Here is a 25,195-nt window from a genome sequence, read left to right as displayed (position 1 = left end):
GGGAAAATACGTCCCCGTAAGTCCTTGAAGCAACATCATCCATGTGACCACAAGAATACTACTCAATTGATTGAAGAGTTATGTCATGCCGCAACCATTGGGGGCCGGGCTGCAGAGGGGTTGAGAACTTGCGTTTGTCCCATTTCGAAAAACAGGTCTCGCGATGGGCTGGCAGAGCCTGGGAAAGGATCGATTTTTCGAGTTCGGCGAGCGCAACAAAGAGACGGCCTAACAACGTTTTGAGTGCCGGCCATTCACCCTCTGTGGCCGTTCTTTGCGGGGGCATTTCTTCCGTGGACCAGCCAAAATCGATCCGTCGAGCATCGACCAGAAAGAGTGGTGCCAATCCTGATCGGCGCAGCATCACCCGACCATCATGTGGATTTCCAAAACAGACTCCAAAGCCCCACAGTACGAGCAGATTCTCACCTAAGTTCCACTCATAGCGGCTGCTGCAGGGATGAGGCCTGGGACAAGGAATTTTTCGTCCACCGGCTCGCAGCAACAGATTCCCTTCTGTGCGAATATCCTGGCCCAGGCACCACAAATAATAGTCGAGAAGCTCCGAGACCTCCGAGACGAATTCTTCTCCGCACTTACTCATCATGAACTTCTGTGAGTCGCGAAGCTGACGTTCGATCACTCGGGATTCATCGAATGTCGCCCCTTGCGACAAGCCCGGTTCACGATCAAGAGTTTGTCTTTCCGACGAGCTCAACCATAACCGCCGAAAAACACTCCCAACCTCTGCAAGTTGCGGCTCTTTGGAAACTCCCAGATATTTTGACTTATCGATGAGTTTGCGCACCACGACCTCATACCGAGGGAAACGACCTGCTGGAACGGCACGATCCCACCAAAGAAAACAAGTCTCATCGCACTAAAGCAGAGGCATGCTTTTCAGATTGGCCTGAATCGAGAAGTCATCGAGCCTGCCACGCATCAGCGTCTGTTACTTGCCAGAGCCTGTCACATCCTGGTCCACGAAATTCCATGGGGTGAAAGGATCTTCCCAGGCCGACCAGACAGAACTTCCTGCTTCGATTTCTTCATCTGTGAGTAAGCAATCATCAAGGAGTTCCGAGACAGACTCCTCAGACAGCCCCTGACCAATCAGGACCAGCTCCTGTCGGCGATCGCCAAAAGGTTCCTGCCATTGGCACTCCAGGACGGCTCGCTCTTCAGGATCTTCCACATCATCGAGACCACCGATCGCGGCAAACCATGTTCCGGCAGGATCGAGAGCAAACACTCCTCCCGCTTGCGACCATTGCCCGGCATAGTCATGCCTTGTGGCCAGCCAGACAATTCCCTTCGAACGCACAATACTGTCAAACAGCGGGCTTTGTATGGCTTCGAAGAGTCGAGCCGGGTGAAAGGGTCGCCGGGCACGATAGATCACGCTGGCAAAGCCATAGGTTTCACTTTCCGAAACTTCAGCGCCCCGAGGAACAACCAGCCAATCCTGCGACTGCCCGGCCCAATCCATCGAAAATCTCTGCGTGTTTAGGATCTCATTCAAAGGGAGCTGCCCACGTGTGGCACGCACAATGCGCGCATCAGGATTGAGCTGGTGCAGGAGCGATTCCAGACCTTCCAGTTGCGCGGCTGTCACCAGATCGCACTTGCTGATGATCAGCACATTTGCAAACTCGATCTGATCCATCAGCAATTGGGCGACGTCACGATCATCGTCATCACTCAGCCCCATGCGGCGCTCAGCGAGAGTCTCGATGGATTCTATTTCTTTGGGAAAATTGACGGCATCAACCACTGTCACCAGCGTATCCAGCGTGGCGACTTCACTGAGCGAAGCCCCCTGCTCATCGACAAACGTAAAGGTCTCAGCGACAGGCAACGGCTCAGAAATTCCTGTGGATTCGACGAGCAGATAATCAAAACGACCTTCACGAGCCAGGCGGCTGACTTCCGCCAGCAGATCTTCTCGCAATGTGCAACAGATACATCCATTCGAGAATTCAACCAGCTTCTCTTCAACTTTCGAAAGCTCGGCCCCACCGGTTTTGATCAGTTGTCCATCGACATTGATCTCCGCCATGTCATTGACGATGACGGCGACTTTCATCCCTTCTCGATTCCTCAGTACATGATTCAGAAGTGTTGTTTTCCCCGCACCCAGAAATCCGGAAAGGACCGTAACAGGCAGCTTTGAAGTCATGACCAACCCTTTATTGCACACCACCAACATTGCTTGTGGTAACATATCGCAACACAAACAGTTTTGCAACAATTTTGCATAAACATCATTTGTGCCTGTAATGCCTTGGCATGAACCTGCCACTGAAAGTTCCGGGAAATACTCGTAAGATCTGGATCACATTCTCGATCGACCGACGAACGCCCCGGTGACAGGGTCTTGGATTCATCACGAAAATGATTCGCTACGATTCCGTCCCTGCTCGACGCATGCAATTTTCGTAAAGAGGCACCTGCTTGGAAGAACTGTGGAATTTCATCTCACTCAGCGCTGCAGCACTCGCTGCGGGAGTCGTGAATGCCGTTGCCGGTGGCGGAACGTTGATCACTTTCCCCACGTTGACCAATGTGCTGGGCACGGCTGCTGAGGCAGGAAAGATCGCGAACGTAACCAGTACGGTGGCTCTCTTCCCCGGATCGATAGCAAGTGCTTATGGCTACCGGAGGGAAATGGCTGAGATCCGGGAATGGCGAGCGCTGCTCCTCGGGCCCAGCATTCTCGGCGGTGCAGCGGGATCACTCCTGCTCATTCTGCTTCCCGAACTTTTCTTCAAAACCGTTGTTCCATGGCTCATTCTTTTGGCCACGCTTCTGTTTCTGCTGCAGCCGACACTCTCACGTGTCATGGGAATCGGGTTGCCGCACGCCAGGCCACATGGCAGGACGCTGTGCGGCGTGCTTGTCTTTCAATTCCTTGTGGCCACTTATGGCGGTTACTTCGGTGCAGGAATTGGCATTCTCATGTTGAGCTCACTCTCACTTCTGGGGATACCGGACATTCACCAGATGAATGCTCTGAAAACGATTCTCGCTTCCGTCATTAACGGTATCTCAGTCATCATCTTCATATTGAGCGGCAAGATCGACTGGGGTTGGGCCTGGCCGATGATCTTGGCTGCGGCAATTGGAGGATGGCTCGGTGCAGCTTATGGACGCAAACTTCCTCGCTCACTGATTCGCTGGTTCGTGATCTTCACTGGCTTTATCGTCTCGATTTATTTTTTCCTGAAATAACGACTTGCGTCCCTTGTAATCAGTCTGAAGACCACACAGCCCCCATCAGATCCACAACTATCGATTTGACAGATGCAAGTTTGCGGGGTCAATGTCCAAGAAAACAGCTCGTAAAGAACCCCAAAGCGCCTGGAATCCGTTAATCTAGTTTCGACAGCTGCCAGACAACTTGCCGAATTCACTCATGACCTTTAAAGGGATATGAATGCCAACTGCCAAAGTGCTGATTGACGGACATTGGATTTCCAGTGAAGGAGCCGCCACATTCCATGCGATGAATCCTCGCACTGGGGAAACTTTGGAAGAGAAATTCCCTGTCAGTCCGTGGTTTGAAGTTGATAAAGCCCTGCATTCTGCGGATCGCGCTTTTCAAGAGTGTCGGGCATGGCCCGGTGAGCGTTTTGCCGCATTCCTGGAGCGCTATGCCGAGCGAATTGAGGCAAGATCGGAAGAACTGATCGCGGCAGCCCATGCCGAGACTGCGCTGCCGGTCAAGCCACGTCTCGCGGATGCTGAACTCCCGCGCACAATCAGTCAGCTCAAGCTGGCTGCACACTGGGCACGAGAAGGTTCATGGATGCGTCCCACGATCGATGGCAAACTCAACATCCGTTCGACGCTCGCGCCGATTGGACCGGTGGCCGTCTTTGGGCCCAACAATTTCCCATTTGCCTTTAACAGTATCGCAGGGGGGGATTTTGCAGCAGCCGTTGCCGCAGGGAACCCTGTCATTGCCAAGGGACATTCGTCTCACCCTCGAACGACGCAGCTTTTCGCAGAAGAAGCCCAGGCTGCCGCTGATGAAACCCACATGCCCAGTGGATTTGTTCAATTGATTTATCGAACCAGCCACGAGGATGGTGCACAACTGGTTTCTCATCCACTTTTAGGAGCTATTGGCTACACCGGTGGTCGGCACGCGGGGTTGTATCTGAAGTCTGCCGCAGATGCCGTCGGTAAGCCAATCTATCTCGAGCTATCGAGTGTGAACCCTGTTGTCTTCCTGCCCGGTGCCCTGGCGGAACGTGGCGAGGCTTTAGCCACAGAATATGCTGCCAGTTGCCTGATGGGTTCGGGCCAGTTCTGTACCAACCCTGGTGTCGTATTCCTGATCTCTGATTCAGCCGCCGATCAGTTTGTTGCCAATGTTGTTAAAGCTTTCACGGCTAATTCTCCGCAACCGATGCTTGGGCCGGGGGTGCAACGGAGCTTCCTTTCTGGAGTCGAAACGTTATCCAGCCTGGGTGCCAAACTTCTATGCGGCGGTAGTGCGGGGCCAAGCCCCTGCACTTGCGAGAACACGCTGCTGCAAGTATCGGGACAACAATTCGTCGCCAATGCTGCCGGCTTTCAAACGGAGATCTTCGGCAACGGTGCTCTCTTTGTGACGTGTGAAAACCTTTCCGAGATTTCCGCCTGCCTGAAATCCCTGGAAGGCAACCTGACCGGAGCCATTTATTCGGCAACCGCATCAACTGAAGACGAAGCGGCTTATACCCAATTGGCCGGAATTCTCCGCCAGAAAGTGGGACGACTCCTCAACGACAAAATGCCTACTGGCGTTGCCGTCTCTCCGGCAATGAACCACGGCGGGCCGTTTCCAGCGACGGGACATCCCGGTTTTACCGCTGTCGGACTGCCGGCATCGATCACTCGCTTTGCGGCACTGCATTGTTTTGACAATGTCCGCGACGACCGGCTCCCTCCAGCCCTTCAGAACCAGAATCCACTCGGTCTTTTGAGACTGCAGAATGGTGAATGGACGCGAGATCCACTCACGGTTCAATAAATTACAACTCGTCATATCGATTGCAGACAGATGGTGCGAAGTGTTGCTGACTCAGCATTCTTCGCACCGTCTTTGCCTTTCGAAACAAACGATTTCAAGAGACTTCAGGAAATGATCGTCCGCTCATACTGAGAGGATGATGCACTGGTTCCAAACTGGGATGTTGAATTGGCCGATGCGCCAGTCGATTCCTTACCGGTCATTCTTAAATGCCGGGCCCACCAGGTTTCTGCATCAATAAAGGCCCATTCTGTCGTTGCCACCACACGTTCAAGCCTCTCGCACATTTCCCGAGCGGACTGGGGCCGCTTTGATGGCTGCTTCTCGAGACAGGACATGATCAACAGTTCGAGTGTTTGATCGATCGGCTGCCCCAGTTTTTCAGAAGGTGGAACGGGCGGTTCACTGATATGCATCCGGCACAGATCCACCAGATTTTCTCCCATGAAGACTGGCTTTCCCGTCAACAGGAAGTATCCAACAGCCCCTAAGGCATAGATATCTGTCCGGTGGTCGACAAGGTTCGGTGTTTGAATTGCTTCTGGAGATAAATAGAGTGGCGTCCCTGTAAGAGCCGAATGAGCGGTCAAACTCGCCTGGCGGTCTTCATCAATGGCCTTTACCAATCCGAAATCCAGCACTTTGAGCAAATCAGGAATTCCACCGCGCCTGTTCAACATCAGATTGGCAGGCTTGATATCGCGATGGACCAGCCCCTGTGTATGAGCTTCCTGCAATGAGCCACACGCCTGCTTGAGAATTGATACGACGCGACCTTCGGGCTGTGGCCCATATCGCTCAACTAAATGCTGCAGATCAATACCATCCAGATACTCCATGGCATAATAGAAGATCCCTTCGGGTGTCCTTCCATAATCATAGATCGCCACTGTATTAGGATGATTCAGTTGGCAGGTAATCTGCACCTCACGTTCGAACCGGGCAATCGAAGTATCGTTCGTCTTCTCAAAACTCAGCATCTTGATGGCTGTGGGACGTCTCAACAGAGCGTGCTGTCCTTTGTAGACTGTTCCCATACCTCCGGAACCCAGCTTTTCCTCCAGTCGATACTGACCAATCTGCTTAGCATCGAGGGCTGCTTCACGAGCCTTGCGATTTAATCTGGCGACGATGATTGTGAAGACGAAGATCGCAATCGTTGATAAGCCAAAGAGCCCATAAAGTGTCCAGGCTGTCCAGCGAAGGATAATCAGCGGCCCATACGCTTCATCAGCATCGATTTCTGTACTAATTCCCAGTTCGTGTTTCGGTAGCCATGTCACCGCAACCACAGTATTCACACCGCGGTAATCCGGTACTCCATCAACATTGCTAATTGTCCGACCTTCAATGGCCTGTGATGCCACCCAGGTCAGGGGCAGTTCGCTGCGTCTGACTTTGGGGCGAAATCCACGAGTCATGTCGCCGCCGGGATTTTTGAGTTGAAGGTAGAGCAGTGACTCAGCATCTTTCTCATCTGGCAAGAGCCCCAGCAGCACAAGTTCAGAGTCGAATCGACTCTTGGATGCCATGAGCCCTTCTTTTGTGAAGGCATAAGTCTCACCGGTCCGTCCCATACGTCCCAGGTGCATAATTCGCGTAAACTCACCCCGTGGGTCCACTCGAAACACGAGCGCTGCCACCACCTGAAAATTGGCGTCACGCACGGGCGCACACACCAGAATTGTGGGCTGATTGGTGAGTCTCTCTCCCGATTCATTCCGTAAGGAATGACGGCTTCGAAACGGGGGTGTCACGACCGTTTTTCCGTCGAACAATTTCCGAATCATCGATCGATCCGGTACCAGATCATCAACCCCTTCGAGTTCTGGTTGCGAAGAAATGAGTACTTTTCCTTCGTCATCGATGACTGAAAACATTGTGTATCTTTGTGCCGACATCGCTGGATGCAGTTCCTGCTTCAGTTGATCCCGCAGTTCGGCCAAAGATATTGAAGCCTGAGCTTTCGCTGCTGTCGTCGAATCCGCCTGGCGAGTCTTCAGTATCTGATAGATCATCTGCCGTAGCTGGGGATCATTTGCCTGAGTCAGAACCAGTGAATGCTGAGAATCCAGCCAGTTCGAAAGCATTTCGGCTTCGACATCCCGCAATGTTTCCAACTGCGACCGCAGGCTCGCCATCATGGTCGATTCGACTGCCACCCGAACGGTAAATCCCAGCACCATTAGCAGCACGATGGCCATGATTGGCCAGACCCAAAGGTGCTGACTCAAAAACATTCCTGTGCGATGCAACGTGCGGCTGGAAACCCTGGAAAGCTCAGCACCCTGGCCTTTCCTTCTGAGAAACGAGGGCAGCAGATTGCGAATATGACTCAGCATGCTCACAGCAGATGTTCCAGCAATGATGATTTCAAAGAGGTCTCAGTCTGTGGCAATCCTAGCTCACATGTCGAGGGCGAGAAGATTTTCTCAACCTGTTTCTCAATAACTGTCAACCGGCAAACTCGCTAACTCGGCAGGATTTAACGGCAAGTCCGAAAGACTCATCACTAAAAAGCCTAACTTGGATACGTCAGAACTTTTTGCCGTGAGAAATCCAATGCGTCAGAATTTTTTCCCGCAATCCTGCTCGAAAATGAGCTATGGCGGCGAAGTTGGTTACAAGCCCACATGCCCGATCTGCCGGATGGCCTCGTAGACGGCTGTATTCACTGTACTGGCCAGATTCAGGCTGCGAACTTCAGGCCTCATCGGTAGATCAATCATCTGACCACGGCATTCTTCAATCACGGCCGGCGGCAATCCTCGCGACTCGCTGCCAAACACCAGCACACTACCCGGCTTGAATTCAGCATCCCAGATTCGGCGCGGTGCAGGATTCTCCACATACCAGAAGTCGTGGCCTGGTAACTGTTCCCGTACATCATGCAACGAATCGACGACGACATAATCCAGCAATGGCCAGTAATCCATCCCGGCCCGCTTCAAATGGCGGGCATCCAGCACGAAACCCAAGGGTCTGATCAGCCATAATCTGGCACCCACAGCCACACAAGTTCGGCCAATGTTCCCCGTGTTTTGCGGAATGTCTGGCTGGTAAAGAACCACATGCAGCAACGGTGAAATCACAAGAAAACCTTCATGTATTCGGATGATGAATCCATCAGGCAGACGATCTCAGCGACCAATATCGATCTTTTCGTCCGGGAGATCTCACGTGGTAGAGTCAGGATTGCAACCACTTAACACCTTACTGCAATTAACCTTACACCCCACTCAATAACACATCCCAAAGATACAAAACTGTTCAAAGAGAATATGCATAGTGTTTTTATCGTCGATCGCGAGAACATAAAAGGATGTGACAAAAGATCTCAACCAAAAGACATCGACTCTCATTGATGTGTTCGTGGGAACCGCCATGATGGTGGCGTTGCCCAAAAGTGGAAAATCAATGCGCTGGTTTTCCAATTTCAGCAATTGTTCTCTTTCTTTTCTCGGCCCTGATTCTGGTCTTTGACGCGTTCGCGTACTTCATCTCTCGTGATCTTGAGGACTGTACCATGTTGACGTTTTCCACGACTCCAGAGCACCCACGCAGCTATCGAGGATTCACACTGATTGAGCTCCTCGTCGTCATTGCAATCATCGCCATTCTGATTGCCCTCTTGCTACCTGCGGTGCAACAGGCTCGCGAAGCGGCGCGAAGAACTCAATGTCGCAACAATCTCAAACAACTGGGATTAGCCATGCACAACTATCATGACACTCACAACATTCTGCCACCCGGCTCAATCATGAATGTCGGAAACAATGGTCGCCCGGATGTCAACTGGTCGGACGACAACAGCTGGTATCCCATGATCTTCCCCTATATCGATCAAGGCCCCCTTTACAACGCCATCGATTTTCGATTTGCCCTCGCCGCCGGTGGCGGAACTGTCGCTGCTGTTGGAAGCACCTACTACGGTAATGACCAGGCTCAGAAGGCCAACATCCCTGGTTTTGGTTGCCCGAGCGATGGCGTGGTCATCGGTGAACCGGGCGGTGGATGGGCCGTCGCCCGCGTCAACTATGTCGCCAACTTTGGGAACACTGACTATGGCCAGCGCACGAAAGGGACTGAAACATTCCGAGGTGCACCATTTGGCTTCCAGCGTGGGGCCAGAATGCGAGATTTTCAGGATGGAACCAGCAATACCCTCCTGATGAGTGAAGTCATTGCCCCGGATGGCCTCGGCTGGGAAGGCCCGCTGGCGAATGCTCCTTATGCCGGAGGAGCCGGATACACCGGTTACTTCACTCCCAATTCAAGATCCTTCGATGAGATTGCCAGGCGATGTCCCACCACGGGCCAGGGAACAGGGCTTCCTGGTTGCACACAGGTCGGAAACAATCCGGACGATGTTGTGAACAACACGATCGCTTCGAGAAGCCGGCACACGGGAGGAGTGCATTCTCTCATGGGAGATGGAGCCGTCAGGTTCTTTAGTGACAACATCGATCAGGCGGCCTGGCGCTCTCTCAGTACCACCGCAGGTGGCGAAACTGTGGGCGAACTCTAGCGAGAACTCCAACGATTCTCCGTCTTCTCCTTGGGGGACGAAGCCCACTTCTGCGGGATCGCTGCCCACAGCCCCTACGGCATTGAATTGACGACCAGCAGGAATGAATGGCCACTCGCATCATGCCCAACATTCATTCCTCTCGTTCGCCAGCCTGCCGCAGACATTGCACTTGAGAGTCTGCAGCGGCCTTAGTTGGTCCTCATACTCACGGATTTGCCCCGACTTTTCCACGCTTAAACTCCCCGGACCATCTTCCATGAGACATCCGCATTTAGATTGTCTGGCCTGTTTGTTGATTCCTCTGGCGATTGGCTGTGGGAATTCAGGCCCTGAAGAAGCTGTCGTGACTGGCCTCGTCCAGATTGATGGCCAGCCAATCGATAAAGGCAGCATTCAGATGCTCCCCACCGATGGCGTGGGCTCTGCCGTGAGCAGTGAAATTCAAGAGGGGCGTTACCGCCTGAAAATCGTCCCTGGAAAGAAACGCGTCGAGATTCATCTCGGCGAAAAGAAAGGGCAGATCCCAGCTCGCCCGGGCGAAGCCGACAGCCCGATGATTGACATCATCGAAGAAGCGGTCGCTCCCGAGTTCAACATCGATTCCAAACTGGAAGCGAATGTCGTTCTTCCCGCAACCGAAGCGAACTTCGAAACGAAGCGACTACCTCCCGGCGCCAGGCCACGTCGCCCTGGATCGACTCCCAGAGCCCACTAGACCGGGGATCGATTTTCGAAACAAAAAGCCTGCAGTGGGAGTTAACTCCCACTGCAGGCTTTGATTTTGGCTATGCCTGGATCGAAGGAATCAGCCATGAATCCGTCGCTAAGCACCAGCCGGAAACCTTAGCGGCGACCGCCAAAACGGCTGCCACCACCGCCGCCACCGAAACCACCACTGCGTTCTTCGCGTGGACGAGCTTCGTTAACGGTCAAGGCACGGCCATTGACGTCCTTACCATTCATCGCATTGATGGCGTCGCTGGCAGATTGTGAATCGCCGAATTCGACGAAGCCAAAACCCTTGGAGCGACCAGTTTCACGATCCATGACAACCTGAGCTGAGCGAACTTCGCCAAAGCTCGAAAAGAGCTGCTCAAGACCACTGTTGTTGACATCGTAAGTCAAATTACCGACGTAAAGCTTCGTACCCATGACTGACAGTCCTGACTAAGAGACGGCCTGCAGTGCCGACATCCCAGAGGACCGGTCATTGCGAGACTCGACACAAAAACGGCCAAAGCGACAATCGCTTTGACGACGAGATGAACAATGCCTGCAAAGCATTGCCAAACACAAAGGAACCACATGGCTCATGTGGCGAGAAAATATGTTCTTCCGCTGCATAAAGTCGCGAAAGAACATCTCGAAAAGTCCTGCGGTTAAAGCAAGGACAACAGAAACTTGAATCAGATGAATCGCAATCTGATCATCAGCCGGAGCACAAGGAACGCCCTTCCCCGCTGACAGATTCCCTGCTGACAGAATGAACCACGGGGCAAGAATGTACCACAGAGCCAGCATGAACAGCAGAATGATCGCTGTTGTGACACAGCACCATTGCAAGCCGAAACGACTCACAACTGGCTTCACAAACAGTAAACTGCAATTAACAGCTGAAGAAAACGCTTTTTGCACGACCTGAGGCACTCAACCAGACAGCCTTGGCTCCACCCTGAGGAGGAGCAATTATATAATCGATACGGCTGAAAGTGGTGCATTGTTCTCAGAGATTGCCGGGCGAACTCAGCGGCTCGCAAAGCAACTCGGTGCTGGAAAGTCAGGCATCAAACATGCCCGGCATCATCTTTAGGAAATTGTTGAAGTAAACTCCAACGCAGTCCACAGATACCAAACGAACTCAGAGGCAAACTTCAGACAGTGATCAATTTCATCTGAGAGATTATCGCCAAAAATTGTGGCTGAATAGTCCTGAATTCCTAGAAACTCTTCGATTGTTCAAAATCTCACGAAATTTCCTGCTGTTTCCACTCCAGAAGGCTGTTTCCTGCAATCTCTTGGACATTTCCGTCAATCGGCTCCCACAGATCCCTGTGAAAGGATCCGAGCCAGAACCTGGCTCAGTTGCTCCAGATCAGAAATACTCAGTTCACTGTGCAGACTGAGCCTCAAACGCGATGTTCCCCGGGGAACTGTGGGCGGGCGGATCGCAGCGACAAGAAAACCCTCGGCCTCCAGTTGGCGAGCCACGTCCATCACATGAGCTGGCTCCCCCAGCACCAACGAAAGAATGGGACAGCGAAAACTCTTTTCTGACAACAGGCCTTGGCCAATCATCCGCTCGCGAACAAAGTCCACCCGTTGCCACAACCGCTGTATGCGTTCTGGTTCCTTACGGATAATCTCGATGGCTGTCGTGGCCGCTGCGCAGATTGCTGGCGGTAGAGCCGTCGAATAAATCTGCGTCCTGGCATGATTGAGCAAGTATTCGCACAACACCCGCCGGCCGGTTACAAACCCGCCCAGTGCACCAACTGCCTTACTGAGTGTCCCGATCTTTAAGGCGACTCGATCCTCGACATCGAGATATTCGCAGACACCTCTTCCGCGCTCGCCGAAGACTCCAGTCCCATGAGCTTCATCGACGACCACCAGAGCATCATATGCTTCTGCAAGTTCACAAAGCTCTCTCAGTGGAGCGATGTCTCCATCCATGCTGAAGACACCATCCGTGACAATCCACCTGCGACCACCATCAAATGGCTGTATCAATTGCCGCTTAAGGCTCAAGAGATCGTGATGATGATAAATGCGGAATCGACCTCCGCTCTGCCGGCAGCCGTCGACCAGGCTGGCATGATTGAGTCGATCACAATAGACGATGTCATTTTCACCGATCAGTGCCGTCAGTACCCCCACATTGGCAGCGACCCCTGTCGGGAAAACGAGGGCATCTTCACACCCTTCAAACTCGGCAATTGTCTTCTCCAACAGAGCATGCCAATGGGATCGGCCACTTACCAAAGCACTGGCTCTTGCTCCGACCGTCGATTCCATCGCTTTCTTGGCAGCGGCAATCACTCTCGGTTCGTACGAGAGGCCGAGATAATCATTTCCCGAGAGATTCACGAGCCGCCGCCCGTCGGACAGCAGGCTACCATCGGGCAACAATTCAAAAGCCCGCCGGTAACGCCGGAGATTTCCTAACTCCAGTTGTTGCAGATCCGCGTGGATAGAATCCTGCCATTGCTCCAAAGCAGATAGGGCTCGAAAGGTCATGATTACTTGTCGCCTGCCCCTTTCTCCGGGGCTGATTCCTGCTTCTCAGCTTTTGTCTGAGGTGCTGCCTGATCTGCCTGAGCCCTGCGGGCGAAGAATCCAAATTTCCGCCCCGCGACCGTCACCACGCCAGCCATATCGTTCTGGGTATTCGACCAGAGATAGGCCTCTACTGAGACCTGAGTATTCGCCAGAAAAATTTCTAATCGCGCCTGGTGCGGCAAGCCGGAAACATTCCCGGTGATATCGTAAGTATTCCGGGATTCTGCCGAGACGAACTTGCCAAGAATGCGTCCCTCACTATCCACCTTGAGTGACCACTCTCCATTCCAACGATCGTCCGCATTGACAATCCAATCACCAGCGAAACCTTGTCCTGAGGAAACGTCGCCAGGTGCCGAGGACGGCCCTTCCGTGGAAACAAAAGATTTCGACAACGTGAACAGTGCCGCGGGCGGCACAGCTTCAAGCACACTTTCTGCAGAAAACGAGATGTCGCCACCCGCTTTGGCAGGCACGACCTGACCAATATCAAAATCAAACTCGAATCCGGCGAACAGGAGGATATCCTTCCCGGTTGCAGCCGTCATATCGGGGCGATCACCCCGATAGGTCACGAAACGTTCTATCAACAGGACTGGGAGGCGGTCTTCGCCATGCTTGCGAAACCCCCAACTGACCAGCATTTTGGCAAAATTGCCTTCACTCGTTTTGACAATGAGACACGGCGTACTGATCGTCGCCGAGAGTGGCTTCAATTTGGAAGCGTCCTGCATCGAGATCCGCGCCACTGGCGACAATTCGCTCGCAGCTTTTTTCACCAGAGAAAAATCGTGCTTATCAAACAGATCGGCCCCGGAAGCGGAATCTGTGGTCAGCCCAAACCCCGACCATATGAGAAGAGCACTTAACAGATTGAACAACAGGCCCTTTGCCAAAGCATGATCACTGAGGCGGGGTGAGGCATCACGGGGCGAAAATCGCATAATGATCAATCCTGCGGGAGAAAGTTCGTCGAGCCGTTGAGCTTACCATTTTTCTGGAGAGAACAGGAGAATACCGGGAATACACGCCTGAGACCCGAAATCTCTGAGACCTGAATTCAGAGAGTTCTTCCGTACGAAAAAACAGTTCGACCTGCGAAATTGTCTGAGCCTTGCATGACCGGCTGCAATTCCTTGCAGGCCAACAGCATAACCCAAAACTCAGATTTTCTCTGACCAGCAGCCCCCAGTTGCTGACCAGGTGGCAGCAGATCTCCAGAAACCGGCACTCCCCCAGGAACTGCCCCACCGGCAATTCCCGCAGATCTTTCCCCCTCGGTCGAATTGACCAGCCAGACCATCACCGCTAAACTTCGGTCAACTCGGGATGTAGCTCAGCCTGGCTAGAGCACCTGGTTTGGGACCAGGAAGTCGCAGGTTCAAATCCTGTCATCCCGACTACTTTCAGAAAGAAGCCCTTTGGCGAGAACGTCGAAGGGCTTTCTCATTGTGTAAATAAGAGATGCTTGATCGAGATGTGAGCTCAAAAACACAATCTCGATCATCAGCGATTGGTCGCACAAACAGCGGTAAGCCACTGATTAAGAGATGTTTGCGAGAGTTCAAAAGCTTTGAGGTCAACTCGGCAGTTTTACCGTGTGACTGGTCAACTCCGTCCAATTGCTGCATGATCGACTCCAGCGAGTCGCAATGCGATTTGCTCTCCTAGGGCTTCATGAACTGAACGCCATATCTTTTCGCCTGAGCCACGGCCTTCTTGATATCGTCTCCGGTGAATTCTGGAGACACCTTAGAACCGGGCGTGACAGCTTTGCCGATGTCGAGAAACCATTGCTCGAATCCTCCGGGCGTGTAGGTCAGCAGCAAGCGAGTCGGTTCGTCCGTCACGTTCTTGAAATAGTGCTGAACGCCCCTTGGCATGTGAACGAAATCACCGACCTTCACGTCGTACTGCTTTCCGCCAAGCCATGCCCTTAATTTGCCTTCGAGGACAAAGATCGTCTCGTCCTCATTCGTGTGGGTATGCGGAACCGGCCCCGCTCCGGGCGGGATGAAATCTTCGAACAAGGAGTAAGCACCGCCGGTGTCGCCAGCTTTCACCTTCACCGTGACGAGGACACCCATCGCCCATACCTGAGTGCCGTCACTCTCGGCGACAATTTTGGGCACTCCGACTTTTGACTCATCGGCATCCTGAGCATGGGCGACTTGCGATAGGAATGATGCTGCGACAATTCCACCTGCGGTACTCTTTAGAAAGGAGCGACGGTCACTCATGAGGGTTGACCCTTATTCGACGGCGATCTTCTGATCGGAAAAGTGAAACGTGAGGTTCATGCAGCCATCGTTCAGGAGCCAAGGCCGAATGGAATACGATCTTGCACCCGACCGATGAAGGGGGTCGGCTTCTGCAATTCGGGTTGCCTCTTCGAGTGATGAAGCGTTGTAGATAAGCAGGCCGTCACCGGACCACGAATCCGGCTCTTCGTCAAAGAGGGGCCCCGCCATGAAAAGCGTTCCGCTAGACTCCAGTGTTCCGAGGTATTCCAAGTGAGCTTGGATGTTCTCCTTGATCGGACCAAATCCTCCGTTTGCCGTGGATGTGACAACATATAGCAACTTCCTGAGCCGACCCTCACTTGCTTTTAGGGCGTCAGTAATCGTCTTTTTCTCGCGCATCTTTTTACTCCTGCGATGTCTGAGTTCGCAATCGCCCCGGGTCGCTCCACTGACTGAGTTGATCGACGCCTATTCTTCGAGGAATGGATAATCGGTATACCCCTTTTCGTTGCCGCCGTAAAACGTCGCAGGATCGGCAGCATTTAGTGGGGCTTCAGTTGCAAAACGTTTCGGCAAATCCGGGTTGGCGAGGAACAGCCGAGCAAATGACACGAGGTCGGCGTCACCACGGGCCAACACCGCTTCGGCCTTGGCCTGATCGTAATCCTGATTGACGATCAACGTCCCCTCGAAGTGCGGACGGAAGGTCGTGACGGGAATTGCCTTACCGCCATGCCGCAAGTCGGAATCGCTTGCTTCCATGATGTGGACATAGCCAATACCCATCTTGCTCAAGGCAGCGACGACGAATGAGAAAGTCTCGATCGGGTCGCTGTCCCGCATGTCGTTGTACGTGTTCGACGGAGACAACTTGACTCCCACACGATCCGCTCCCCACGCTTCCATAGCGGCGGAGGTCACTTCCAACAGGAACTTAGCTCGATTCTCGACAGATCCACCGTATTCATCCTTACGCTGGTTCGTACCGTCTTGAAGAAACTGATCCGGCAAATAGCCGAATGCTCCGTGAATCTCCACGCCGTCGAATCCTGCCGCCTTGGCGTTTTTCGCTCCCTGTCGGTACTGATCGACGACGCCCGGAATCTCGGAAGTCTCCAGCGGACGAGGAGTCTCAAATGGGACGCCACCGTCGCCTCGGAACTGAAGCGTTTTTCCATTGATTGCAATCGGTGATGGAGCGACCGGCAATTCACCGTTGTGAAAGAAAGAGTGCGAGACTCGTCCGCAGTGCCAGAGTTGTAGGAAGATGCGACCACCAGCGGCGTGTACGGCGTCGGTAACACGTTTCCAGCCAGAGACTTGCTCCAAGGAATGAATCCCCGGGGTGGATGGATAACCGACACCTTGCGGGGACACCTGAGTTCCCTCAGCAACGATGAGTCCCGCCGTGGCTCGCTGCCGGTAGTACGTGGCGTTGAGTTCCGTGGGAACCCCGTTTTCGCCGGAACGGCACCGTGTCATCGGCGACATCACCATGCGATTGGGAAGTTCAAGAGTGCCAAGTCGCCGCGGGGTAAAAAGGCTGCTCATACCAAACTCCGTTAAGGCTGCGCAAAGACGACGGACTTTTTCGACGAGGATTATCGAGGTATTTTAAGTATCGTGACAAGTAGGAACTTTTTGGTGTCCTAGACACTTGAAGGAGACCGTCAATGGGCAAAGTTCATGAACCGTTGTGCATCCTCGATGAGAACTGTCCACTGCGGCAAATGTTCGATCTGGTCGGCGACCGCTGGACGAGCAGCGTTCTCTTCGTTATCGGCGAGGACGTAAAGCGATACAGCGATCTGCAACGGCAGATTCCCGGAGTGAGCAAAAAGATGCTGACGCAGACCTTGAGAAGGCTGGAACAAGCCGGTCTCGTCTCACGAAAGGTCTATCCTGTCGTTCCGCCACGAACGGAATACCGCTTGACGGCGATGGGTAAGAGTATTTTGCAACCCGTGACGGCCTTGGCGGACTGGGCGGTGAAGCACCAGAGCGAGTTAAAAGTCATGCGGAAAAAGCATGACGCAAAAGAGTAGTGCCTTAGCCAATGCCACATTACCTGCTATTTCATACTCCGTAGGGCGCATAGAGGTCAGGATTAACAATGGCAAACCAAGTCACACCGCCAAAACGAGGCGGATGACATCGCCACCCCACTCAGCAACAGAGGCCTAAGAAAGTTTTATTGGTGTCTCGTTCCTCCGACTATTTTTGAAAAGAAGCCTTTTAACGGGAATGCCGAGGTGCTTTTTCATTCAACATGCATTCGGTTGGCCATCTTCTGTAAATCCAGTAGTATCTCTGCTCATAGCTTAAATGTTCAGTGATCATGCAATCAGAAGCGCTGCGAACGATCGTCAATCAGCGTAGCTCGCCTTTGATCACAAGCCTGATCCATCCCTTCCCAGTGGACTAAGAAGATGAGATTTCTGAATCTGGTGGCAGTCCTGCTTTCAGTGACTTTCGCAACATGGGGAGTTCAGCCCAGTATGGCTCAAGAAAATCTTTCCACAGAAGAGATCAAGACCATCGCCGAGGAAGCCTTTATCTACAGCTTTCCCATGGTCATGGGCTACGGGATTTTGTACGAGTATGCCGTGGATGTGAAGTCCGGCCAGTACAAAGCCCCATTCAACCAGATCTACAACACCGCGCGAGTCTACACACCTGAGGATACGGCTGTTGTCACGCCCAACAGCGACACTCCCTACTCATTCGTATGGGCCGACCTTCGAACCGAACCCCTCGTGTTGAGCGTTCCAGAAGTAGCCAAAGACCGCTACTACTCCGTGATGCTCGCTGACATGTATACCTGCAATTACGGCTACATCGGCAGCCGGGCTACAGGCAACGGTGCGGGCACCTTTATGATCGCTGGTCCGGGTTGGAACGGCCCGACGCCCGAGGGAATCAAAAAGGTGTTCCAATGCGAAACTGAGTTCTCACTGGTTCTTTACCGCACGCAACTCTTTGGGCCGGACGATATCAACAATGTGAAGCAGATACAGGCAGGTTACAAAGTTCAGACGCTTTCCTCCTATCTGAACAAATCCACTCCGGCAGCCGCACCGGAGATTCAATGGCCAGCCATCGACAAGAAGTTGGCCGAGGCAGATCCATTCGCCTATTTAAATTTCATCCTGCAGTTCTGTCCCACCACAGGGACGGCGGAGGTTGAAAAGCCGCTGCGGGCGAGATTCGCAAAGATCGGTATCGAAGCTGGAAAACCCTTCCCGCTCGACAAGCTGACCGCAGAACAAAAAGAGGCCTTGAAAGCGGGCGTCTTGGGCGGCCTCGCAAAGATCAAGCAGAAGGTCTACACACTGGGAAAAGACGAGAATGGCTGGCGTGTCGGCGGTGCACAAGGAGACCGGGCTTTTTACAAGGCGGATTGGACGCTCAGAGCAGCTGCAGCAATGGCTGGTATCTATGGCAACGACGAAGTCGAGGCACTTTATCCCCTGCTCTCGACGGACAGCGAGGGGAACAAGCCGGATTGTAGCAGCAAGCGTTATATTCTCACCTTTAGTAAAGGCCAACTGCCACCAACAAATGCCTTTTGGTCGGTCACTATGTATGACGGCAAAACGCAACTGCTCATCGCGAATCCACTCAACCGCTACCTCATCAACACACCCATGTTGCCCGACCTGAAAAGGAACGCCGACGGCTCGTTGACGATCTATGTCCAGAAGGACTCCCCTGGCAAAGACAAGGAGTCGAACTGGCTCCCTGCCCCGGACGGCCCGATCTATGTTGCGATGCGACTTTACTGGCCCAAAGAAGAAGCCCTCAATGGCAACTGGAAACCACCAGCACTGGTGCCTACGAAATAAGGTTCGCAATGAACACTGGGATACCGTCATTCTCGCTTTAATGTAACCTCCTGACTCGGTTTGCCAGCCAGATAAAGTCGATGAGCGAATCTGGAATTTAACAGTGCATTGCGAGCGATGCTGGGGGATTGGAGCTGTTTTCTCCACAAACCTGCTGTGATCTTTGCCCCTAGGAGTGGCCCGACCAACTCCTGGCCGGGTTATAGGATATTGCCATCACAACAAAATACTGATCCCAGCGTGACAGTTGTGCCATGCGATACGACGGATTTACAACGTCTTTCATCTCCCAGGCAACGAAGGCTTGCTTCATGGCCTTTGACACGGTTCACGATGAACAGAATTTGTACGATTTTCTGAGGGCAAAACGAGGACGTCTTTCCCCTGCCGTACTTTTAATCAACACGCCAGAAATGCTGTCTATAGAAAGACTGGAGACTCACACGGCCTTGCCACAGTGTGTTTCGATCCATGCCATGTTTTTTGTGACAGGCTTAACGACCCGCCGGTCGATCTGGTGATCTGATTCGAGCGATTGTCCACGTAGATGCAGGCGAAGACAGCAAACAATGCGCGAACCGCACGTTCTCCAATCTAGAGTTTTATTCCACTCCGTTGCGATCCGACGATCCGATCGCAGAAAACAATTGACAAAATCCCCTCACGATGAGCCAAACAAAGTCGCATGAAAGCCACGCTGATGGCCGAGTTGATGTTCGAATCGTGCCGAGATCCCAATTGCCAATCTTGAAGCGTTATCCACGATGAGCATCGAACTAAGAGAATCGGGATTCCATGAATGGCACGATCATATTGATGGCATGCCAGCTGTTGGCATCGAAAGCAACCGGATCGAAGATTGCCTTGCCCACTACCATCGTCACGGCTTCTGTGGGTTGTTTGGCCATAGCATGTTTGGTTTCACACAAGACAACCTTGATTTCCTCGCTCATGCAACCAATGCCAAATGGCTTTGGTTTTGGGACGTCTCATTACGGGATGTCCATCCCATCTACGATTTAGTTGACCTAGAGTATTTTGGAATACATCCAAAACGGCCCGGCATCGATTTCTCGCGTTTTCCTAAATTGCGAACAGCCATCAACCACTGGATCAAAGCAGATCGAGGGATCTCGGAATCGACCATCTCCAATTACCATTTGTGGCATTACAAGCCAGCAGCAAAATCGTTCGAAGGTTTGGAACTTCCCACAGGAGTCCAAAGATTGGAACTTTACTGGGCGAACCCTGAGACGTTAGCTGGTTTACCCGTCATGCAAAAACTTCAGGTTTTGCAGATTCATCGCTGCCGCAATCTTCGCGACTTATCGGAACTCCCTCGTATCGCCCCAAATCTGCAGAAACTGTTGACAACAACTTCGTCGAAGATCGACGCGACGGAGGGAGTCGTCAATCATCCGGCACTCAAGGAGGCACTAATCGACGGCGAGTTTATTCTTGGAAACAATGATTAACGGACATTAAACTGTTGCCGCCTCAATGATTACTAAGGAATGCAACCACGACGGGCTATCGCCGAGTCAATGTCATTCCTCCTTAATCCCTCTTTCAATGAGAAATTGCCCGGGCCAAGGATCAATCAGCAATACTGAGATAATTCGGTCTAACGTTCTCAGAAGCCAATCGTCGCACTGTGAAAACTGAACCGCGCAGTACCCCCATGATTGATTGATAGAACAACCTAAAAACTCCATGGACTTGTGGAGCTATGTCTGAGTACGACTAGGTCATAGCCGGCAAGCAGATTGAAGACGTGATGCATCACGCGTTCGATGTTTTCGGCTGGCTGCTGGAATTGCTCCATGAGTTCCAGCCGGATCTTACCTAAGGTTCTTCGACCATCCACCAGCGAGAACAACTGCTTCGTCAGGACATCGCACGAAATGGAGACTTTCAGGCAAGGAACACCCGGACGCGATACCTGGAAATCACATGCGGGCGTGGTGCATTCCTGAATCGCGGTTTGAAGATTCGTGATCATCGCCAGATGACTGAAACACGGGATCTGCTCAAGATCATTCAGTGAGGCCTGCTGTCGCCCTGATTTTGATGCCCAGAAGATATGCCGCGAAGCGACACCCCAGTAGAGCTCACAGATGGCCTGCTGCTCAGCCAGAGGCAAACTGAGCACATGCTCAAGCATGGCGGGATCTGACGAAAAGGCATGCATCGGTTCATAGAGCATGCGTCCTTCAAAAGTATGCTCAATGAATCGCAGATCGGCCTGCTGCAACCAGGCAAAGAGCTGGGGAACGGTGTAGGCACGATCCTGCGAATGCAGAAAAATGTCGTAAAACTCCGAGGCTGTCATTTCAGCAATCGGATCAAACAGATCCTTCCCGCGAACATACCAGTTGGTCGCCGGCAGGCGGCTGATCAGAGTTCTGGCCATGGCCAGTTTTTCTTCCCGTGGCAAATTGGCAGGGATTGCCTTGCGTAACATTTCCTGCATCTGGTAAATGCCCATGCGGCCATATTGGCCATAGACCATCAGCCCCATGACTCCCTGAGGATTTAATAGTGCCGACAGCACACGCAATCCCTGATCAGGATCGGGGAGATGATGCAGTACTCCCGAGCAGTTGATGAAATCAAAAGTCCCTATGTTTTCGGGCTTAAGATCAAGAAGTGAGCCTTGAATCCACTCAAAGGATTTCCCCAGTCCTCGCACCAGTATTCGTTCACGGGCAATCCTTTGTGAGGCCTCACTGAGGTCAACGTAGACCAGTTTCGATGGCGTATTTCTTAATTGATGAGCCAGGTAGACCGCTGAATCCCCGGTTCCACCACCGGCAATCAGCACTCGCAACCCTTTGGTCAGATCGCGTCGCCCGCTCCAGGCATAGTGATTAATGGTCGCAAGTTCATCGACGGCTGTCGTCAGCAGTCGCTTGCGTTCGTCCTGCGGATGGCGTGCGGGATATGGCAGCCATTCATATTGCTGGCGAACGGCGGGATTGATGGCATTGGTGGTGGCGAGCCCCATGCTGGCAGCTTTCTATCAGATCCGTGCGACGATTGAACTCCGAGATACGGTATCTATCGATCCAACCCTGGGGAAAAGGCGCGGAAACATCGCTAGAGACAGCAGAGTCTGTGGAAATGACCTGATGAGACCTGTTCTCAATGCCTGATTTCAGTGTTAAACTCTTCGCAATCACCCCCAATCGGCAAATTCAGCCGAAGCCTCATCTTGAAGCCACAGCAGGTCGATAGGATATTGCGGAATGCTGTATTTGAATCAACCGGCACTTGCCTTGAGGAAGGCGACATTCCGATGCTGTTCCTGTCACCACTTCAAATCGTCGTCTCAGTAATTTATTTCCTCGATTGCTGATGCTCTCTGCGACATGATGGTTTCATCGGATGAAACACCCAGGCCAGGATGCCTGTCCATGCCACTGAAAACAGAACCGCTGGAAGAACCGACGCTGAACCTGGCCTCGATGCTCGACATCGTGATGCTGCTACTCATGTTTTTCATGATTGGTACACAGTTCAAAAATCAGGAACGCGAGTACAAAATTCAACTTCCTACGGTTTCCGACGCCAAGGCACTCAGTGGTCAACCTGACGAACTGGTCGTCAACGTCTCTCGGGACGGGGTGATTACTTTGAACACCCGGCAGATTTCTATCGCAGAACTGGAGCAAGAACTGGCAAAAGCGATTCAGAATTTCCCCGCGCAAAGCGTATTGATTCGCGGCGATGGCGCGAGTCCATACCAGAATGTGATGGAAGTCATGTCCGCTGCAAAAAAGGTGGGTGTGCGTAACGTCTCTCTGGCACATCAACCACGGGCTCAAAAGTAATTGGGGGCCCTTGGTTGAAGTTTATCCGATCAACAGTTTCTCAAGGACAACGGGTAAAAACTCAGGCACATGATCAAAGGCTGGAATGACAGGTCAGAATGCTAAGTCGCTTGGTTGAATCATTGTCGTGGTTGATTGATGCGGGAGGCGCAGAAACCTCCTGGCAAATGATCACGCTGCGCCTGGCGCTGATTTTCTGCTCTTTCCTGCTGATGGTGCAGGTGCTTTCCTTACTGGCCACCCGTTGGGGCGATCAGAACGCCACGGGAAAATCGTTCTTTGCCTCCCTCGTGCTGCATGTCTGGCTGGGTCTAGCGTGGGCTAACGTCGCTCAACTGGAGGCAGTCCGGCTTGGTGAAATTGAACGAAACGAACAGGAAACTGAAGGACCCGCCATTCAGCTCGTATCAAGTGAGGCCGACACCCCAGACACAGAGGCCACCAATGCCAGCCTCTCGCGTCTGTCGCCATCGGAAACGCTCCCGATTGAGCGAACTCAGAGGGAAATCTCGGCCGCTGACAAAGCAGAAACCGGTGCATTACCCGAATTAACCCCTCGGGAAAAACCTGCACAAACAACAGCCCTTGAGGCTTTGCCTGAGTTGCCGTTGGAGAAGTCGAAGCCTGAGACTCCGCGCCCGGGTATGGAAGTCCAGCAGCCGATTTTCTCAGGAACTCCAGCAGCCACAGCCCCATTGCCACAGGAGACAATTCAGCAACAGGTGGTTCCCAATTCACTGGCTGCAATGTCCCGTCAAAAAATGACGCCTCAGGAAACTCCACTCGATTCGGATGATCTGCGTCCTCCAGCGGAAGGAGGCGCTGATCGAGCCGAGGATAAGATCAACACCGTGGCTTCCCGGATGGAACTCCCTCTCAATCCGAAAAGTGAAACCCCTGTTCCGAATGCGCTCACTGCCGAAACCATGGCAAGGCGGACGGCCCCATTGGCCACTCCAGTCCCGGCAAATACACCGGGTGCTGATGGTATCGGAAACGATCCCCAGGTACGTCCCGCTGTACCGGCAAAGCCTCTCTTCTCGCGGCAGGTGCCCAATCGATCCATGATGCCAACAGAGGGTCTCCCGCTTGCCATCACACCTGCGGAACCTGCTTCAGGAAATCCATCCACAACTCCCACCTTGGCTGGCGACCAGATTGCCGCCATTAAGTCTGCCACTGAACTGCCCAGCCTCGAAGCCATCACGCCTGCTCCAGAAATGAATCGTGGCACAGGAACAATTCTCCCCAAGCGCCCTGCAGCATCGATGACGCCTGAGACATATCAGTTACGCAGGCTGGACCACCGCAGGGAAATCGCACTTCAGAATGGTGGAACTGAAGCCAGCGAAGAAGCGGTCGAACTCAGCCTAAAATGGCTGGCCGCACATCAGGAGAACGATGGCTCCTGGAGCGCTGCCCGCTGGGGTGCTGGCGCTGTAAAAAGATCGCCAGAAGACCCTGTTGATCTGGTTGACCGCAAAGGCTCCGGCCTGAATGCAGATACAGGAATCACGGGGTTAGCACTGCTGGCGTTTCTCGGGGCAGGCTACACGCGAGACGAAGGGCAGTATTCAAGGACAGTCGACAATGCCATGACCTGGCTGATCTCTCAGCAGCGTGTGGATGGTTATCTGGGTGGAAAAGCGAACTATTACGATGGCATGTACTGCCACGGCATCGCCGGCTACGCCTTAGCCGAAGCTTGTGCAATGCAGGAAAACCCACAGGCTGATCCCGACTTACGGAACGCCGTTGCTAAGGCGGTCCAGTTTACAATTCAAATGCAGAATCGTGATGGTGGCTGGCGTTATCAGAAAGGTGCCATTGAGAGTGATATGAGCATGTTTGGCTGGCAGATGATGCTGCTCAAATCTGCGGAGATCGCCGGGATACCGATTCCAAACGAAACCCGCGAGGGCATGATCACGTTCTTAAAAGCTCGCAGCAGAGGGACTCAATCGGGCCTTGCAGGCTATCGGAGATCGAGTCAACCGTCGCCGGCGATGACAGCCGAGGCCCATTTCTGCAAGCAGATGTTTGGCATTCGTCCGACCAATGATGCAAGTATTGAAGCCACATCCTATCTGCAACGGGCGCTGCCTCGAATCTCCCAACCCAATGATTACTACTGGTACTACGGGACATTAACGATGTTCCAGCATGGTGGAGAATCGTGGGAGATGTGGAATCTGGGGATGCGGGAAAGTCTCGTGCAGATGCAGACACGTTCCGGAACTTATGCAGGAACATGGGAGCCGAAGGATCCGTGGGGAGGGATTGGCGGACGTGTTTATTCGACTGCAATGGCCACCTTGTGCCTCGAAGTTTACTATCGCTTCTTGCCGCTCTATCGAGTGAATGAGCCCTCACCCAACTCGTGAGTAATGATCATCAGTTTGAATACATTTCGTATGGTATTCACAACGAGAGCATCAACGAGA

General features: G+C 52.8%; 21 protein-coding genes and 1 tRNA gene. 10 read left to right on the top strand and 12 right to left on the bottom strand.

The genetic code is table 11. The features are described 5' to 3' along the window. Positions 1-58 precede the first annotated feature (58 nt). Together A6X21_RS17550 and A6X21_RS17545 are read right to left on the bottom strand one after the other, a co-directional pair. Complete coding sequence (locus A6X21_RS17550; protein ID WP_068850452.1) at positions 59-808, bottom strand: hypothetical protein; 750 nt, start codon at positions 806-808, stop codon at positions 59-61. A 144-nt stretch (positions 809-952) separates the two neighbouring features. Next, the gene (locus tag A6X21_RS17545) at positions 953-2,179 is read right to left on the bottom strand and encodes a GTP-binding protein (protein WP_068850517.1); all 1,227 of its coding nucleotides are present in this window, start codon (positions 2,177-2,179) and stop codon (positions 953-955) included. A 275-nt stretch (positions 2,180-2,454) separates the two neighbouring features. On the opposite strand from A6X21_RS17545, the gene A6X21_RS17540 reads away from it, so the two are divergent. Together A6X21_RS17540 and A6X21_RS17535 are read left to right on the top strand one after the other, a co-directional pair. Then, positions 2,455-3,231 carry a sulfite exporter TauE/SafE family protein gene (locus A6X21_RS17540; RefSeq protein WP_068850449.1) on the top strand — a complete coding sequence of 259 codons (777 nt, stop codon included), beginning with the start codon at positions 2,455-2,457 and terminating at the stop codon, positions 3,229-3,231. Positions 3,232-3,436: 205 nt separating this feature from the next. Then, on the top strand, positions 3,437-5,020 hold the full coding sequence (locus tag A6X21_RS17535; protein ID WP_068850445.1) for an aldehyde dehydrogenase (NADP(+)): 1,584 nt from the start codon (positions 3,437-3,439) through the stop codon (positions 5,018-5,020). A gap of 104 nt (positions 5,021-5,124) precedes the next feature. On the opposite strand, the gene A6X21_RS17530 is transcribed toward A6X21_RS17535, so the two are convergent. Beyond that, the gene (locus A6X21_RS17530) at positions 5,125-7,362 is read right to left on the bottom strand and encodes a serine/threonine protein kinase (protein WP_240490307.1); all 2,238 of its coding nucleotides are present in this window, start codon (positions 7,360-7,362) and stop codon (positions 5,125-5,127) included. 279 nt (positions 7,363-7,641) lie between these two features. After that, the gene (locus tag A6X21_RS17525) at positions 7,642-8,112 is read right to left on the bottom strand and encodes a tRNA (cytidine(34)-2'-O)-methyltransferase (RefSeq protein ID WP_083233700.1); all 471 of its coding nucleotides are present in this window, start codon (positions 8,110-8,112) and stop codon (positions 7,642-7,644) included. A 434-nt stretch (positions 8,113-8,546) separates the two neighbouring features. Here A6X21_RS17525 and A6X21_RS17520 point away from each other — a divergent pair, with 434 nt between their 5' ends. Next, positions 8,547-9,548, top strand: coding sequence for a DUF1559 domain-containing protein (locus A6X21_RS17520; protein ID WP_068850437.1), 1,002 nt, complete (start codon positions 8,547-8,549; stop codon positions 9,546-9,548). 259 nt (positions 9,549-9,807) lie between these two features. After that, positions 9,808-10,266, top strand: a complete 459-nt coding sequence (locus A6X21_RS17515; protein WP_131818409.1) for a hypothetical protein — start codon at positions 9,808-9,810, stop codon at positions 10,264-10,266. Positions 10,267-10,394: 128 nt separating this feature from the next. Here A6X21_RS17515 and rbp read toward each other — a convergent pair whose 3' ends face one another. From rbp to A6X21_RS17495, 3 genes are all read right to left on the bottom strand, one after another. Beyond that, positions 10,395-10,703 carry an RNA-binding regulator gene (gene rbp / locus A6X21_RS17510; protein ID WP_068850432.1) on the bottom strand — a complete coding sequence of 103 codons (309 nt, stop codon included), beginning with the start codon at positions 10,701-10,703 and terminating at the stop codon, positions 10,395-10,397. A gap of 876 nt (positions 10,704-11,579) precedes the next feature. Continuing rightward, positions 11,580-12,788 (bottom strand): aminotransferase class I/II-fold pyridoxal phosphate-dependent enzyme, encoded by a 1,209-nt coding sequence (locus A6X21_RS17500; protein ID WP_068850427.1) that lies wholly within the window; start codon positions 12,786-12,788, stop codon positions 11,580-11,582. 2 nt (positions 12,789-12,790) lie between these two features. After that, positions 12,791-13,774, bottom strand: coding sequence for a hypothetical protein (locus A6X21_RS17495; protein WP_068850425.1), 984 nt, complete (start codon positions 13,772-13,774; stop codon positions 12,791-12,793). Positions 13,775-14,155: 381 nt separating this feature from the next. On the opposite strand from A6X21_RS17495, the gene A6X21_RS17485 reads away from it, so the two are divergent. After that, positions 14,156-14,230: transfer RNA gene (locus A6X21_RS17485), tRNA-Pro, on the top strand. A 267-nt stretch (positions 14,231-14,497) separates the two neighbouring features. On the opposite strand, the gene A6X21_RS17480 is transcribed toward A6X21_RS17485, so the two are convergent. The 3 genes from A6X21_RS17480 to A6X21_RS17470 all read right to left on the bottom strand — a co-directional run bounded on the left by A6X21_RS17480 (position 14,498) and on the right by A6X21_RS17470 (position 16,624). Continuing rightward, positions 14,498-15,070: a cupin domain-containing protein gene (locus tag A6X21_RS17480; protein ID WP_068850421.1), complete on the bottom strand. Its 573-nt coding sequence runs from the start codon at positions 15,068-15,070 to the stop codon at positions 14,498-14,500. A 12-nt stretch (positions 15,071-15,082) separates the two neighbouring features. Beyond that, positions 15,083-15,472, bottom strand: a complete 390-nt coding sequence (locus A6X21_RS17475) for a YciI family protein (RefSeq protein WP_068850413.1) — start codon at positions 15,470-15,472, stop codon at positions 15,083-15,085. Between the two features lie 69 nt (positions 15,473-15,541). After that, a complete protein-coding gene (locus A6X21_RS17470) occupies positions 15,542-16,624 on the bottom strand; it encodes an alkene reductase (protein ID WP_068850410.1) in 1,083 nt (360 codons plus the stop codon). 122 nt (positions 16,625-16,746) lie between these two features. On the opposite strand from A6X21_RS17470, the gene A6X21_RS17465 reads away from it, so the two are divergent. Beyond that, positions 16,747-17,118, top strand: coding sequence for a winged helix-turn-helix transcriptional regulator (locus A6X21_RS17465; RefSeq protein WP_068850407.1), 372 nt, complete (start codon positions 16,747-16,749; stop codon positions 17,116-17,118). 384 nt (positions 17,119-17,502) lie between these two features. Continuing rightward, on the top strand, positions 17,503-18,918 hold the full coding sequence (locus A6X21_RS17460) for a DUF1254 domain-containing protein (protein ID WP_068850401.1): 1,416 nt from the start codon (positions 17,503-17,505) through the stop codon (positions 18,916-18,918). A 776-nt stretch (positions 18,919-19,694) separates the two neighbouring features. Here the strand turns inward: A6X21_RS17460 and A6X21_RS24805 are convergent. After that, positions 19,695-19,871: a hypothetical protein gene (locus A6X21_RS24805; protein ID WP_165603844.1), complete on the bottom strand. Its 177-nt coding sequence runs from the start codon at positions 19,869-19,871 to the stop codon at positions 19,695-19,697. Positions 19,872-20,006: 135 nt separating this feature from the next. On the opposite strand from A6X21_RS24805, the gene A6X21_RS17455 reads away from it, so the two are divergent. Then, positions 20,007-20,393: a hypothetical protein gene (locus A6X21_RS17455; protein ID WP_068850399.1), complete on the top strand. Its 387-nt coding sequence runs from the start codon at positions 20,007-20,009 to the stop codon at positions 20,391-20,393. A gap of 227 nt (positions 20,394-20,620) precedes the next feature. Here the strand turns inward: A6X21_RS17455 and A6X21_RS17450 are convergent, their stop codons facing one another. Beyond that, entirely contained in the window at positions 20,621-21,925 is a 1,305-nt protein-coding gene (locus A6X21_RS17450) for a class I SAM-dependent methyltransferase (protein ID WP_068850397.1), read from the bottom strand. Between the two features lie 409 nt (positions 21,926-22,334). On the opposite strand from A6X21_RS17450, the gene A6X21_RS17445 reads away from it, so the two are divergent. Together A6X21_RS17445 and A6X21_RS17440 are read left to right on the top strand one after the other, a co-directional pair. Further along, the gene (locus A6X21_RS17445; protein WP_068850395.1) at positions 22,335-22,751 is read left to right on the top strand and encodes an ExbD/TolR family protein; all 417 of its coding nucleotides are present in this window, start codon (positions 22,335-22,337) and stop codon (positions 22,749-22,751) included. Positions 22,752-22,918: 167 nt separating this feature from the next. Beyond that, positions 22,919-25,135: a prenyltransferase/squalene oxidase repeat-containing protein gene (locus A6X21_RS17440; RefSeq protein ID WP_131818408.1), complete on the top strand. Its 2,217-nt coding sequence runs from the start codon at positions 22,919-22,921 to the stop codon at positions 25,133-25,135. The last annotated feature ends 60 nt before the right edge of the window (positions 25,136-25,195 follow it).

The organism is Planctopirus hydrillae (assembly GCF_001707835.1).
Lineage (GTDB): Bacteria > Planctomycetota > Planctomycetia > Planctomycetales > Planctomycetaceae > Planctopirus > Planctopirus hydrillae.
This window is presented reverse-complemented; position numbering and strand designations above follow the sequence as displayed.